Source organism: Micrococcus sp. CS26, assembly GCF_055522295.1.
In genome coordinates this window covers 1-13,794 of record NZ_JBVFVY010000001.1, presented here as the reverse complement: position 1 = coordinate 13,794, position 13,794 = coordinate 1, and the positions used below count along the sequence as shown (strand labels likewise).

15 protein-coding genes are annotated in these 13,794 nt (G+C 71.5%); 9 read left to right on the top strand and 6 right to left on the bottom strand.

The features are described from left to right. Nucleotides 1-30 precede the first annotated feature (30 nt). Nucleotides 31-762 carry a polyprenol monophosphomannose synthase gene (locus ACZ1IK_RS00075; protein ID WP_036315073.1) on the top strand — a complete coding sequence of 244 codons (732 nt, stop codon included), beginning with the start codon at nucleotides 31-33 and terminating at the stop codon, nucleotides 760-762. A 76-nt stretch (nucleotides 763-838) separates the two neighbouring features. Here the strand turns inward: ACZ1IK_RS00075 and ACZ1IK_RS00070 are convergent, their stop codons facing one another. From ACZ1IK_RS00070 to ACZ1IK_RS00060, 3 genes are all read right to left on the bottom strand, one after another. After that, nucleotides 839-1,186 carry an RNA polymerase-binding protein RbpA gene (locus tag ACZ1IK_RS00070; protein WP_080772566.1) on the bottom strand — a complete coding sequence of 116 codons (348 nt, stop codon included), beginning with the start codon at nucleotides 1,184-1,186 and terminating at the stop codon, nucleotides 839-841. 87 nt (nucleotides 1,187-1,273) lie between these two features. Continuing rightward, nucleotides 1,274-2,464, bottom strand: a complete 1,191-nt coding sequence (locus ACZ1IK_RS00065; protein WP_036315078.1) for an SPFH domain-containing protein — start codon at nucleotides 2,462-2,464, stop codon at nucleotides 1,274-1,276. A gap of 52 nt (nucleotides 2,465-2,516) precedes the next feature. Beyond that, nucleotides 2,517-2,993: an NfeD family protein gene (locus tag ACZ1IK_RS00060; protein ID WP_020624804.1), complete on the bottom strand. Its 477-nt coding sequence runs from the start codon at nucleotides 2,991-2,993 to the stop codon at nucleotides 2,517-2,519. 149 nt (nucleotides 2,994-3,142) lie between these two features. Here ACZ1IK_RS00060 and ACZ1IK_RS00055 point away from each other — a divergent pair, with 149 nt between their 5' ends. Further along, the gene (locus ACZ1IK_RS00055; RefSeq protein WP_041103776.1) at nucleotides 3,143-5,248 is read left to right on the top strand and encodes an NADPH-dependent 2,4-dienoyl-CoA reductase; all 2,106 of its coding nucleotides are present in this window, start codon (nucleotides 3,143-3,145) and stop codon (nucleotides 5,246-5,248) included. Nucleotides 5,249-5,307: 59 nt separating this feature from the next. Continuing rightward, complete coding sequence (locus tag ACZ1IK_RS00050; protein WP_041103774.1) at nucleotides 5,308-5,856, top strand: maltokinase N-terminal cap-like domain-containing protein; 549 nt, start codon at nucleotides 5,308-5,310, stop codon at nucleotides 5,854-5,856. Nucleotides 5,857-5,872: 16 nt separating this feature from the next. On the opposite strand, the gene ACZ1IK_RS00045 is transcribed toward ACZ1IK_RS00050, so the two are convergent. Continuing rightward, nucleotides 5,873-6,118 (bottom strand): superinfection immunity protein, encoded by a 246-nt coding sequence (locus ACZ1IK_RS00045; RefSeq protein WP_002854519.1) that lies wholly within the window; start codon nucleotides 6,116-6,118, stop codon nucleotides 5,873-5,875. 191 nt (nucleotides 6,119-6,309) lie between these two features. Next, on the bottom strand, nucleotides 6,310-6,960 hold the full coding sequence (locus tag ACZ1IK_RS00040; protein WP_044658562.1) for a hypothetical protein: 651 nt from the start codon (nucleotides 6,958-6,960) through the stop codon (nucleotides 6,310-6,312). A 109-nt stretch (nucleotides 6,961-7,069) separates the two neighbouring features. On the opposite strand from ACZ1IK_RS00040, the gene ACZ1IK_RS00035 reads away from it, so the two are divergent. Both ACZ1IK_RS00035 and ACZ1IK_RS00030 read left to right on the top strand, forming a co-directional pair. Then, nucleotides 7,070-7,486 carry a DUF3054 domain-containing protein gene (locus ACZ1IK_RS00035; protein ID WP_036315092.1) on the top strand — a complete coding sequence of 139 codons (417 nt, stop codon included), beginning with the start codon at nucleotides 7,070-7,072 and terminating at the stop codon, nucleotides 7,484-7,486. A gap of 68 nt (nucleotides 7,487-7,554) precedes the next feature. Beyond that, the gene (locus ACZ1IK_RS00030) at nucleotides 7,555-7,836 is read left to right on the top strand and encodes an Lrp/AsnC family transcriptional regulator (RefSeq protein WP_002854527.1); all 282 of its coding nucleotides are present in this window, start codon (nucleotides 7,555-7,557) and stop codon (nucleotides 7,834-7,836) included. Nucleotides 7,837-7,890: 54 nt separating this feature from the next. Here the strand turns inward: ACZ1IK_RS00030 and trpD are convergent, their stop codons facing one another. Further along, nucleotides 7,891-8,949, bottom strand: coding sequence for an anthranilate phosphoribosyltransferase (trpD, locus tag ACZ1IK_RS00025; RefSeq protein ID WP_073116902.1), 1,059 nt, complete (start codon nucleotides 8,947-8,949; stop codon nucleotides 7,891-7,893). A 190-nt stretch (nucleotides 8,950-9,139) separates the two neighbouring features. Here trpD and ctaE point away from each other — a divergent pair, with 190 nt between their 5' ends. From ctaE to qcrB, 4 genes are all read left to right on the top strand, one after another. Further along, nucleotides 9,140-9,778, top strand: coding sequence for an aa3-type cytochrome oxidase subunit III (gene ctaE, locus ACZ1IK_RS00020; protein ID WP_428842618.1), 639 nt, complete (start codon nucleotides 9,140-9,142; stop codon nucleotides 9,776-9,778). A gap of 85 nt (nucleotides 9,779-9,863) precedes the next feature. Beyond that, nucleotides 9,864-10,670, top strand: a complete 807-nt coding sequence (gene qcrC / locus ACZ1IK_RS00015) for a cytochrome bc1 complex diheme cytochrome c subunit (RefSeq protein ID WP_465098207.1) — start codon at nucleotides 9,864-9,866, stop codon at nucleotides 10,668-10,670. A gap of 69 nt (nucleotides 10,671-10,739) precedes the next feature. After that, complete coding sequence (gene qcrA, locus ACZ1IK_RS00010) at nucleotides 10,740-11,816, top strand: cytochrome bc1 complex Rieske iron-sulfur subunit (RefSeq protein WP_465098206.1); 1,077 nt, start codon at nucleotides 10,740-10,742, stop codon at nucleotides 11,814-11,816. Nucleotides 11,817-11,821: 5 nt separating this feature from the next. Next, nucleotides 11,822-13,516 carry a cytochrome bc1 complex cytochrome b subunit gene (gene qcrB, locus ACZ1IK_RS00005; protein ID WP_095353356.1) on the top strand — a complete coding sequence of 565 codons (1,695 nt, stop codon included), beginning with the start codon at nucleotides 11,822-11,824 and terminating at the stop codon, nucleotides 13,514-13,516. The last annotated feature ends 278 nt before the right edge of the window (nucleotides 13,517-13,794 follow it).

Below are 13,794 nucleotides of genomic sequence, written 5' to 3'. Positions count from 1 at the left end.
ACGACCCCGGCCGGAAGGCGAGAACCGCACATGCGCGTGCTGACCATCATCCCCACGTACAACGAGATCGAGTCGCTGCCGCTGACCCTCGGCCGACTCCGTGACGCCGTCCCGGAGTCCGACGTTCTCGTGGTGGACGACGCCTCCCCGGACGGCACCGGCGACTGGGCCGACGCCCGCGCCGCCGAGGACCCCTCCGTGCACGTGCTGCACCGCACCACCAAGGACGGCCTGGGCGGCGCCTACATCGCCGGGTTCCGCTGGGGCCTGGAGCGCGGCTACGACGTCCTGGTCGAGATGGACGCGGACGGCTCGCACCAGCCCGAGCAGCTGCCGCGCCTGCTGGAGGCCGTCCGCACCGCGGACCTGGTGATCGGCTCGCGCCGCGTGCCGGGCGGCAAGATGGTGAACTGGCCGACCTCCCGCAAGATGATCTCGTGGGCCGGCTCCCTGTACCCGCGGATCATGCTCGGCCTCAACCTGACGGACATCACGGCGGGCTACCGCGCCTACCGGGCCGACACGCTCCGTGCGATCGACCTGGACGCGATCGAGTCCAAGGGCTACGGGTTCCAGGTGGACATGACCTTCCGCACGGCCCGGCTCGGCAAGCGGATCGTCGAGGTCCCGATCACGTTCGTGGAGCGTGAGCTCGGCGAGTCCAAGATGAGCGGCGGCATCATCGGCGAGGCCGTGGTCAACGTGACCCGCTGGGGCCTGGCTGCGCGCTGGGAGGGCCTGCGCGCCCGCCTCGGCCTCTGAGGCGCACAGCCCCCGAACGACGACGGGGCCGGATCCATGGCGGATCCGGCCCCGTCGTGCATGGGGGAGCGGCGGGTCAGGCGTCGACGTCCTCGCCGCGGCTGGCGCGCAGCTTGTTGAGCTGGATCTTGTAGGTCTCCTCCAGCTCGTCGAGGCTGCGGCGCTCGCGCAGCATGTCCCAGTGGGTGCGCACGGGCTTGCCCTCGGTCTCAGCCGGCTTCTCGCCGCTGACGAGGAACGCCTCCTTGCCGGTCTTCGAGGTCCAGGTGGCCGGCACGTCTGCCTCCACGGAGAAGGTCACGAACACCTGCTCGCCGTCCTCCGTGCGGTACTCCACCCGCTGCCGGGCGGCGGGCTCGACGCCGGCCTCGGACTCCAGGGACTGCGCGCCCAGGCGCATGCCCCGCAGGCTGCGATCGCTCACGTTTCCTCCTCGTCAGGCCGCGCCGAGGCCCGCGCGGGGGCGCGGGCCGATCGAGGCGCGGCGGGTCGTCCTCACTGATGGAACCATTCAGTGTCCCACAGCATTCCCGTCGGCCTCGCCGGCCGGGCGGGTGCCGGGGGTGCGGCCGGCCGACGGGTCGGGCTCAATCTCCTGCGGCGTGGCCAGGGCCTCGTCGAGCGAGGTCTGCGGCATGTCCTCCGCCGTCACCGCGCCGGCGGTCATCGCGTCCATGACGCCGCTGGCGCGCAGGGCGTCCGCGGTGGTGGGGCGGGACCCACGCGGCCGACGCGCGCGCTCCGGGGTGACGCCGACGTGCTCGGCGCCCGGCTCGCCCGCGCGGTCCCCGGAGTCCCGACGCCGGGGTGCGCGCTCCGGGGTGGGGCGGTCGCCGTCGCCGGGGGCGAACGCCTCACCGAGGCCCTGCAGGGCGCGGGTGAGCTCGGCGGGGACCACGAACATGGTGGTGGCCTGGCCGTCGGCGATCTTGGGCAGGGACTGCAGGTACTGGTAGGCCAGGACCTCGGAGTCGGCGCCGCCGGAGTGGATGGCGTCGAAGACCACCTCGATCGCCTCGGCCTCGGCGTTGGCGCGCAGCACGCGTGCCTGAGCCTCGCCCTCGGCGGAGAGGATCTGGGACTGGCGCTCGCCCTCGGCCGTGAGGATGGCGGCCTGCTTCGTGCCCTCGGCGGTGAGGATGGCGGCGCGGCGGTCGCGCTCGGCGCGCATCTGCTTCTCCATCGAGTCCTGGATGGACATGGGCGGGTCGATGGCCTTGAGCTCCACCCGCGAGACCCGCAGGCCCCAGCGCGTGGTGGCGTCGTCCAGCACGCCGCGCAGCTGGGAGTTGATGGAGTCGCGAGAGGTCAGCGCCTCCTCGAGGTTCATGCCGCCCACGACGTTGCGCAGGGTGGTGGTGGTGAGCTGCTCCACCGCGTGGATGTAGTTGGCGATCTCATAGGTCGCGGCCTTGGCGTCCGTGACCTGGAAGTAGACGACCGTGTCGATGGAGACGACGAGGTTGTCCTCGGTGATCACCGGCTGGGGCGGGAAGGAGACGACCTGCTCGCGCATGTCCACCATCGGGAGCATGCGGTCCACGAACGGGATGATCAGGGTCAGCCCGGCGCCGGCCGTGCGGTTGTACTTGCCGAGGCGTTCGATGTTGGCCGTCCGCGCCTGCGGGATGATCTTGACCGAGGAGGCCACGATCACCGCCGCGAGGACGGCGAGGACGACGAGGACGATGAGGGTTTCCATCGGGGTCCCTTCTTCTGGGGTCGGTGCGGTCGGAACGAGGACGTGGGGCGGCTCAGGCGCCGTCCGCCTCCCAGTCGATGCGGGGGAGCGGGCGGACCACCAGGGTGGCCCCGTCGATGCGCAGGACGGTCACCTCGTCGCCGGGGGCGACCTCGGGCGCCCCGGGCTCGACGCGGGCGGACCAGGTGTCGCCGTCGACGGCGAGCGTGCCGGCGTCGCCGGTGATCGCGCCCTGGGCCGCGACGCGACGCCCCGGGAGCGTGTCCAGGTAGGAGGCGCCGGCGCCGGTGTCCTTGCGCAGGTGGCGCAGGGCGACGGGGCGCACGGCGGCGAGCATCAGCAGGGCGACGGCGGCGAACGCCGCGAGCTGGAGCGCCAGCGGGCCGCCCACGAGCGCGACCACCCCCGCCGCGCCGGCCCCGGCGGCGATCATCAGGAAGACGAGGTCGAGGGTCAGCAGCTCGACGCCGGCCAGGCCGGCGGCCAGCACCAGCCACAGCCAGCCCGCGTTCGCCTCGATCCACTCCATGCGTGCGCTCCCCTCCGTGTCGGGTGCGCGGACGGGTCTGCCGCGCGTCGACGTGTGATCCCCATCCTGCCCTACGCAGTGGCTTTGGACACAGCGTGTCCCCAGGCGGTCCTGGAAGTCGGGAGCTACCGCCCGGTAATGTGAGCTGCATGACATCTTCACCCGTCGCGGTCTCGCCCCTGCTCCAGCCGATCACCCTGGGCCCCCTCACGCTGCCCAACCGGGTGGTCATGGCCTCGATGCACATGGGACTGGAGGACCGGCACGACGACCTGCCGCAGCTGGCGGCGTTCTACGCGGAGCGGGCACGCGGCGGCGTCGGACTCATCGTCACCGGCGGCCTGGGCGTCGTCCCCGAGGGCACGGTGACGCTGGGCGGGGGGATGCTCGCCAGCGAGGAGGACGCGCGCGCCCATCGCGTCGTCACGGACGCCGTCCACGCCGCCGGGGGCAGGATCCTCGCCCAGCTGCTGCACGCGGGACGCTACGCCCCCAGCCCCGACCTGGTCTCGGCCTCCGCGGTGCGAGCGCCGATCTCGCGGCACACGCCCCGGGAGATGACGGCCGCGGACATCGAGCGGACCGTGAACGCGTTCGCACGCGCGGCCACGTTGGCCCTGGAGGCCGGATACGACGGCGTGGAGATCATGGCCTCGGAGGGCTACCTCCTCAACCAGTTCCTCGCCCCGGCGACGAACCGACGCGCGGACGAGTACGGGGGCGACGCCGAGCGCCGACGCCGGTTCCCGGCGGCGGTGGTCGCGGCCGTGCGCGAGGCGCTGGGGGAGCGCGGCGTGCTCTCGGTGCGCACCTCGGCGGCGGACCTGGTCCCCGACGGGCAGACGCGCGCGGAGATCGCGGACACCGCCCGGGCCTTCGAGGCCGCCGGAGCGGACGTCCTGATGACCGGCATCGGGTGGCACGAGTCCCGCGTGCCGACCATCGTGACCTCCGTGCCGCGCGCCGCGTTCCTCGCCGCCTCGGCTGACCTGACCGCCGCCGTCGACATCCCCGTGATCGCCTCCAACCGGCTCACCACCCCCGCCGAGGCGGAGGAGGCGCTGACGTCCGGGGCCGCCGCGCTCGTCGGGCTGGCCCGGCCCCTGCTGGCGGACCCCGAGTGGATGGCCGCGATCAGCGACCCGCGCGCTCGGACCCTGACCCCGTGCATCGCCTGCAACCAGGCCTGCCTCGACCACGTGTTCACCGGGGCCAAGGTCTCGTGCCTGATGAACCCCCGCGCCGGGCGGGAGACGGAGCCGGAGTACGCCGCGCCCGTCCCGGTGGCCCTGGGCCGCCGGCGCCGGATCGCCGTGGTCGGTGCCGGGCCGGCGGGCCTCACGGCCGCGGAGCGTGCGGCCCGGTTCGGGCACGAGGTCACCCTGTTCGACCGGCACGCCGAGCCCGGCGGGCAGTTCCGGCTCGCCCGGCGCATCCCCGGCAAGGAGGAGTTCGGTCCCGCGCTGGAGCACCTGGCGGCCCGCGCGGCGGCATCCGGGGTGACGCTCGTGACCGGGGAGGAGGTGTCCGCACAGACACTCCTCACGGACGATGGGCGGCCGGGCTACGACGAGGTGCTCCTCACCACCGGCGTGCGGCCGCGGCCCGTCGCTCTGCCCGGGGCGGGGGAGCCGGGCGCGCCCGCCGTCCACGCGTACGACGACGTGGTCCTGGGCCACGTCGACGTCGGTCCGCGCGTCGCGGTGATCGGCGCCGGCGGCGTGGGCGTGGATGTCGCCGAGGCCCTGGCGGCCGGCACGGAACGGCCGGACGGGACACCCGAGACGCAGGAGCACTGGCGGGCCCGCTGGGGCGTGGCACTGACCTCTCAGACGCCGGGCCAGCTGGCGAAGCCGGCCGCGGCCCACCCCGGACGCGAGGTCCACCTGCTCCAGCGCAGCCCCGGACCGATCGGCGTCCGACTGCGCCCCACCACCGGCTGGGTGCACCGCGCCGAGCTGCGGCGGCACGGGGTCCACCTGCACTCCGGTGTGACCTACGAGGGCCTCGGCCCCGACGGCCTGCGCGTGACCGCGCCGTCCCCGGAGGACCCCGAGACACGCGTGCCGCTGACCCTGGATGTGACGGACGTCGTCGTGTGCGCCGGGCAGGAGTCCGAGACGGATCTCGTCGAGGACCTGGTGGCTGCGGGCTACGCGCCGGAGGCGGTGCGCCTGATCGGTGGCGCGGCCGAAGCCCGCGAGCTCGACGCCTACCGGGCCATGGACCACGCCGTGCGGGCCGTGCAGGGCTGAGCCGCGCCGCCGGCCGGCGGGCCCTCCCGGGCGGACGACGTCAGGGCTACGGTCGGGGCATGGCTCTCATCTACACCGCACGCCTGGACCCGGACAAGCCCGAATGGATCCGCCGCCGCCTCGTGGCGCACGGACTGCCCGCGGACGTGACCGCCGAGAAGGTCGGCTCGTACCGGTTCGACGATCCCGCCGGCGAGATCGGCGTCGAGTCGATGCTCGTGCGCGTGGGGGACCAGCTGTATCAGACCGCGTTCGCCTACCGAGGCGACGCACCCCTCGAGGGGGACGTCGTGGCCGAGGCGGAGCACTCCGTCCTGGGACACCGCTGGGTCGTGGACGCCGCCACCGACCCGGACGCGCGCCGCATCCTCGCGGCGGGCGTGCGCGGCGAGATCCCGCAGGCCCGACTCGAGATGCACGACGAGTCCGGGACCTACCTCGAGACGCGCGCCCCGGACCTCACCCTCCGCGTGATCGGCGCCGATGCGACGGGGGAGCTCGAGGTGCCGGTCGAGCTGTCGGAGACGGATGAGGCGGACGTCGACGGCCCGCGATGCCTCATCGCCGAGGGAGACGGTGTGCGGGCCGTCGTCGCGCGTCTTACCTGAGGGGCGGTCCGCGCGGTCAGAGGCCGCGCGGACCCCAGGACCGCAGCCGGCGATGGCTGGTGAGCGACATGTACAGCGCGATGCACCAGCCGAGGACGGTCCACCCGGTGAGCAGGTTCACCCAGAATACCGCCCACACGTTGGAACGGCCACGGACGGCGGCGACGGCCCATGGAGCCAGGTAGCCCGCCGTGGCGATGGCCAGGACGACGGCGATCGTCGCGTGCAGGGGGCGGTCGCGCTGGTCGGTCATGATCGTCATGGGTCCAGGCTACGCGCGAGACCCGCCGCGGAGGGCGCCCTGTCCACCGTTCCGCAGTGCGCCGATAATGTACATTATGTCAACTAGCCTGTTCTTCGCCTCCCCTTCGGAGGCCGCCTGCACGGCACGCGCCGCGTCGTGAACTGGCCCAGGTGGCCGCGCCGGGCGGCACCGACACCGCGTGCCGGGGTTCACTCCCCCGGGTCTGCGGACAGCCGCTCCAGCAACGGCAGGACAGCCGCCACCGCCGTCCGGCTCTCGTGCCAGAGCCCGTGTCGCAACCGGGAATGGACGGCCTGCTGGCTGATCCCGAGTTCGGCCGCCGCCTCTCGCTGACTGGCGCCGGCTTCGACCAGCCGTCCCGCCGCGTGCTGATCAGCGGACCGGCGCCGTTCCACCGCGGCGACCAGCTGCAGGGTGGCCTCCGCACAGCGCAGATCAGCCTCTCGGCCGGCATCCGAGGCGCGGTCCGCGCGACCTCCGCCCGGCAGCACGAGTCGGCCCGGTGCCCGCCGGGCCCGCCGCCGCTCGGCTGTTGTCAGGTACGACAATGATGAATCCTTGTCGAGGGCATCCTCGGGATCCAACAGCACCGCCCAGGACCCGGTCCGCACGGCCCACAGCGCCAAGCCGACCGTGGCCGCCATGCCGTCGACGACGACGGCCAGCTCGCCGTCGTGCGACGCCGCATCGGTGCCCGGGCCGGATTCGTCGAGAAGCCACGCCGCCGCGGTCACAGCCGCGTCCGGGCGAGGATCGTCGAGCAGCGCGGCTGCCAGACGCCGCGCGTCGTCAGCGGTGGCGGCGGTCGGTCGGATGGGCACCAGATGCACGGACACCATGCAGTGAGCCTACCTCTGACAAAGGCGCTGTCTTGTTGTGGGGCCCGTCTGCCGAGCCGTCCTCGGCCGGACGCTCCGTCCGGACGTCTCGGTGCGCCAGACTGGATGCATGACGTCCTCCCCCACCGCCCGTCGTGTCGTGCCCGCCGAGCATCGCGCCCCGCGCGGCGCCCTGCCTGCGCTTGCCGTCGACCTCCTGCTCACCGTCCTCTTCGTGGCTCTGGGCCAGGGGCAGCACTCCACGGAGCGCGGGCTGCTGGGTCTGCTGGTCACGGCGGCGCCGTTCCTCGCGGGCCTCCTGCTCATGACCGGGCTGACCTCCGGACACCGGACCTGGGCCCGCGTGTGGCCCCACGGCGTGATCGTCTGGCTGGGGACCGTCGCCGTCGGGATGGTCCTGCGCGTGGCCTTCGGCCTCGGTGGCGCACCCGTGTCCTTCGTGCTCGTGGCGCTCGGGGTGCTGGGCGTCCTGCTCCTGGGCCGCCGGGCAGTGACCGCCTGGCTGGTGCGCCGCACCCGGAGGTGAGGAGCCGGCGCGCAGCTAGGATCATCGGGGACACCGGACCCACAGCATCGAGGAAATGAGGACCGCCCGTGGTCACCGCCATCGTCTTGATCAAGACCGACAAATCCAGCATCCCGGAGACCGCCGAGACCCTCGCCGCGCTCGAGGGGGTCGGGTCGGTCTACTCCGTGACCGGCGCATGGGACCTGGTGGCGATGGTCAAGGTGCGCCGCTACGAGGACCTCGCCGACGTGATCGCCGACCACCTCTCCAAGGTCGACGGGATCCAGGACACCGAGACCATGCTGGCCTTCCGGACCTACTCGTCCGAGGACCTCGGCGAGGGATGGGCGCTCGGCTTCGACTCCTGAGCGTCTTCTCGACGACGGACCCCACCTCGCCGGGGAGGGCCCGTCGTCGCACCATCAGGACCGGGAGAAGGCGACCCAGCGGTCCAGGACGTCACGCGCGGCGCCGGAGTCGATCGACTCGGCGGCCCGCGTCATGTTGGCCGCCAGTCGCTCCATCAGCGGCGCGTCCGCGTCGCGGTCCCAGGCCGTCAGGCCCGCGGCCGCGTTGAGGAGGACGGCGTCGCGGATCGGACCCTTCTCCCCCGCCAGCAGAGCGCGGACGAGGGTCGCGTTGTAGGCGCCGTCCCGCCCGGCCAGGGCCTGAACGGGGGCCAGGTCGATGCCCAGCTCCCGGGGATCGAGCTCGTGGGTGCGCACACCGTCCCGGACCTCCAGGACGGTCGACGGTCCCGACGTCGTGATCTTGTCCCGGCCGTCCGCCCCGCGGAAGACGAAGCCGCGCACCCCCCGGTCCGCGAGCACCTGCGCGAGCAGCGGGACCATGGCCTCACTCGAGCAGCCCAGGGCCTGGGCGGTGACCTGGGCCGGATTGCTCAGGGGGCCGAGGAAGTTGAACACGGTGGGCACGCCGAGCTGCTTGCGCACCGGGGCCACATACTTCATGGACGGGTGGTAGTTCTGGGCGAACAGGAACGTGATGCCCACCGCCTCGGCGCACTCCTCGGCCTTCCGGGCCGGCATGGACAAGTCCACGCCGAGGGCCTCGATCACGTCGGCCGCGCCGGCGGTGGACGAGGCGCCGCGATTCCCGTGCTTGACGATCCGCGCGCCCGCACCGGCGGCCACGAGCGAGGACATCGTGGAGAGGTTCACGGTCCCCAGGCGATCGCCGCCCGTGCCCACGACGTCGAGGGTCTCCCCCGGCACGTGCACCGGGTTCGCCGCCTGCACCATCGCCTCGGTCAGGCCGCGCAGCTCCGGCACCGTCACCCCCTTGGCGGCCAGGGCGAGGAGGAATCCACCCACCTGCCCCTCGGTGGCATCGCCGGCCATCATCTCCCCCATGGCCCACGCGGCGACGTCGTCGCTGAGGTCCTCACCGACGGTGAGGGCGCGGAAGACCTCCGGCCAGGAGGTCCCAAGGACTGCTGCGGTGTTCTCGGGGGTGCTCACGCACTGAGCCTAGCGGCCCGGCCACACCCGGCACCGCGTCGTGTCATGCGCCGCGCACCGCGAACCTGAACATCCCCTGGACGCCAGCCCCCGACTGTCACTGAAACCCCCCGACGGTGCTGACGACCTGTCCTGCGACACGGTAGGTTCGATTTACCGCCCGGGCGGTGTTTGGGGCCATAATGGCTGGGTGACCACAGCTAACCCCACTCTCCATCAGCCCACCACGGGGCTCCCGAGCCGGCCGAACATGGTGCAGGTCGGGACCATGGTGTGGCTTGCCAGCGAGCTCATGTTCTTCGGTGGGCTCTTCGCCATGTACTTCACCCTGCGCTCCACGTCTCCGGAGCTCTGGGCCGAGCACACCGCGATCCTCAACGTCCCGCTCGCCGCGGTGAACACGACGATCCTGGTGCTCTCCTCCGTCACCGCCCAGTTCGGCGTCCTCGCCGCCGAGCGCCTTCAGCCCCGCCGCACCGGCGGCTTCCTGCAGTTCGGGAAGTGGGGCATGGTCGAGTGGTTCATCCTGACCTTCATCATGGGCTCGATCTTCGTGGCGGTGCAGTCCTACGAGTACGCGGTTCTCGTCTCCGAGGGTGTGACCGTCGCGGCGAACGCGTACGGCTCGGCGTTCTACATCACCACCGGCTTCCACGCCATCCACGTGACCGGCGGCCTGATCGCGTTCCTCTTCATCATCGGCCGCGCCTACATGGCCCGCCGCTTCGGCCACCACGAGGCGACGTCGGCGATCGTCGTGTCCTACTACTGGCACTTCGTGGACGTCGTCTGGATCGCCCTGTTCTTCATCGTCTACTTCCTGAAGTAAGACGACCCCCACTCCCCGCACCGACTTCAGGCCCGGGCCGGCAGCATGTGCGGCCCGCCCGGGAAGAGAACGATAGGAAACCCCCGTGAAGGCACTTTCGCAGAACCGACGCCATCCCCTGATGGGGCTGGCGCTCCTCCTGCTGGGACTCCTGGTGACCGGCGGACTGTACTCCGTCGCGAGCACCCTGAACCAGGCGCAGGCGGCCACGCAGGTCACCGCGGCCGCCTCGGCTGATGACATCTCCGAGGGCGAGAAGCTCTTCAACGCGAACTGCGCCTCGTGCCACGGCACGGGTGCCGCGGGGGGTCCCTCCGGCCCGTCCCTGATCGGTGTCGGCGCCGCCTCCGTCGACTTCCAGGTGGGCACCGGCCGCATGCCGATGCAGATGAACGGCCCGCAGGCCCAGGTCAAGCCGAACCAGTTCAACGACGAGCAGACGGCCCAGCTCGCCGCCTACGTCGCCTCGCTGGGTGCCGGCCCCGCCGTCCCCGAGGACGAGTACCTGGATGTGAACCACGAGGATGTGGACATCACCCGCGGCGGCGACCTGTTCCGCATCAACTGCGCCATGTGCCACAACGCGGCCGCGGCCGGCGGTGCGCTCACCCGCGGCAAGTACGCCCCCTCTCTGCAGGGCGTGGAGGAGAAGCACATCTACGAGGCCATGGAGACCGGCCCGCAGAACATGCCGGTGTTCTCCGACTCGAACATCAAGCCCGAGGACAAGCGCGACATCATCGCCTACCTCAAGACCATCGAGAACCAGGGCTCCCCCGGCGGCCTCGCCCTCGGCTCGCTCGGCCCCGTCTCCGAGGGCCTGTTCATCTGGACCGCTGGCCTGGCGCTGATCATCGGCTTCATGGTCTGGCTCACCAGCCGGTCCTCCTGATCCCGTCGGCGCAGGCGCGCCGACCACCCGTCATCGACATTCATCACTCGAGTAAAGGAAACAGGACATATGGGCGAGAAAGGCTTTGAAGGGACCGAGCACCGCTCGGGTTCCCTCGAGCACGCCGGCGAGGACGCGCCCCGGTACGCGATCGACAACCCGGGCCTGCCTCCGCACCGTCCGCGTCTGGCCGATGAGGATCGGAAGGCTGCGAAGCGCGCCGAGCGTCAGGTCTCGGTCATGTTCCTCATCTCCATCGTGGGCACGGTGCTCTTCTTCATCGGCTACTTCGGTGTGGGGCAGATCGGCAACGGTGAGGCGTTCAGCAAGATCTACCTGCAGAACCTGCTGCTCGGCCTGGGCACCGCCCTCGCCATGTTCGGCATCGGCATCGGCGTGGTGCACTGGGCCAAGACCCTGATGCCGGACCACGAGACCGTGGAGGACCGTCACGAGATCCGCTCGGAGGACGACCGCGTGGCCGCCACCGGGATGATCTCCGAGATCCTGGACGAGTCGCAGATCAAGCGCCGCCCCCTGCTGCGCAACACCCTGATCGGTGCCGCCCTGCTGGCCCCCCTGCCGTTCATCGCCGTGTTCCGCGATCTGGACGACTCGGACAACTTCTCGGATGAGGAGATCCACAACTTCGGTCCGGAGCGTCTGCGTCACACCATGTGGGCCGAGGGCGTGCGCCTCGTGCGCGACCCCACCGGCTCCCCCATCAAGGCCTCGGACGTCACGCTCGGCTCCGCCGTGCACGTCATCCCCGACGGCCTGAACGACCTGGGCCCTGACAAGCTCAACCAGAAGGCCAAGGCCGTCGTCCTGCTCATGCGCCTCGACCCGACCAAGGTGAAGATCACCCCGGGTCGCGAGGACTGGAACGTGGACGGGATCTTCGCCTACTCCAAGGTCTGCACGCACGTGGGCTGCCCGATCGCCCTGTACGAGCAGCACACCCACCACCTGCTCTGCCCCTGCCACCAGTCGACCTTCGACCTGACGCAGGAGTGCAAGGTCATCTTCGGCCCGGCCAGCCACGCGCTGCCGCAGCTGCCGATCACCGTGGACGACGAGGGCTACCTCGTGGCCCAGAGCGATTTCCATGAGCCCGTCGGGCCTGTCTACTGGGAGCGTGGCTGACACCTATGAGCACCACCGTGAATGAGTTCCAGCCGGCGACCACGACCGGCCGCATCGCCAACTTCGTCGACACTCGCATGGGCATGTCGCCGATCGTGAAGTTCTTCGGCCGCAAGATCTTCCCGGACCACTGGACGTTCATGTTCGGCGAGGTCGCCCTGTACAGCTTCGTCATCCTGCTGCTGTCCGGCGCGTTCCTCACCCTCTTCTTCGACCCCTCCATGTCGGAGGTCGTCTACGACGGGGCCTACGCCCCGCTGCGCGGCATCGAGATGTCCGCGGCCTACGCCTCGACCCTGGACATCTCGTTCGACGTGCGCGGCGGCCTGTTCATGCGCCAGCTGCACCACTGGGCGGCGCTGATGTTCGTGGCGGCCATGTCCGTCCACATGCTGCGCGTGTTCTTCACCGGCGCGTTCCGTCGCCCGCGTGAGCTGAACTGGCTGGTCGGCTGCTTCCTGCTGATGGCCGGCTGGGCCGCCGGCTTCACCGGCTACTCCCTGCCCGACGAGGTGCTCTCCGGCAACGGCCTGCGCATCATCGACGGCATCCTGAAGTCGCTGCCGCTGGTGGGCACGTACCTCTCCGCCTTCTTCTTCGGCGGCGAGTTCCCCGGCCACTCGGTCATCGGCCGCCTGTACGCCCTGCACATCATGATCGTGCCGGCCGCCATCCTGCTGCTGATCGGCATCCACCTGTTCATGGTCGTCGTGCACAAGCACACCCAGTACCCGGGCCCGGGCCGCACCGAGGACAACGTGGTCGGCTACCCGGTCGGCCCCGTGTACGCGGCCAAGGCCGGCGGCTTCTTCTTCATCGTGTTCGGTGTGCTCGCGCTCATCGCCTCCACGGTGACGATCAACGCCAACTGGAACTACGGCCCGTACGATCCGTCCCCGGTGCAGGCCGGCACCCAGCCCGACTGGTACATCGGCGTGTTCGACGGCGCCCTGCGCCTCATGCCGGGCATGATCGGCGACTACTCCTTCCTCTGGAACATCCCGATGCCGTGGGGCTCCTCGGTGTCCCTGCCCATGGGCGTGCTCGTGCCGCTGATCCCGGTCGGCGCCCTGCTCGTCGGCATGTGCACCTGGCCCTGGATCGAGCGGTGGATCACCAAGGACAACACTGAGCACCACCTGCTCGACCGTCCGCGCAACGCCCCGGCCCGCACGGGCATCGGCGTGGCCGCCGTCGTCTGGTACTGCGTCATGTGGGCGGCCGCGTCCTCGGACCTCATCGCCACCCACTTCCACCTCTCCCTGAACGACGTGCTGTACGTGCTGCGCGCGCTGTTCTTCCTCGGCCCGGTGATCGCCTTCATCGTGACCCGCCGCATCTGCCTGTCCCTGCAGCGCAAGGACCGTGAGCTGGTGCTCCACGGCCACGAGGCCGGCGTCATCGAGATGTCCCCCGAGGGCGGCTTCCACGAGCGTCACCGCCAGCTCACCGACTACGAGCTGTACCGCCTGGTGTCCTTCGAGGACCGCCGCCCGGTGCCGGCCATGCCCGGCCGCAACGGCAAGGTGGGCGCGCTGGAGAAGGCCCGTGCCGGCCTGAACCGCATGTTCTACCAGGATCGCGTCGCCCCGGTCTCCCGCGAGGAGCTGGTGGAGGCCCGCACCCACGGCCAGCACGGCCACGAGGAGCACCCCGTCGAGCTCGAGCACGGCTCGCACGCCCCTCACCTGGATCGCTGATCCCGAGCGGCTGATTCCCTGACGAAGGGCCCCACGCACCATGGTGCGTGGGGCCCTTCGACGTTCCCAGGGTGACCTCGAGGACGCGCTGCCCTGAGCAGCCCCGACGCCGCGGCGCGCATCGGCCCGCATGGACGGCGAAGGGTTCAGGCCCGCCGGTCCCGGGCCACCCCCGTGGGCCTGCCCAGCGTTTCCCGCCAGCCTGGGACGTGCCCGGCCCCTGCTGACGGCCACGTGCCCGGTTCCGGACTCCCAGGTGCCGCGGGCCCGTGCCCGAC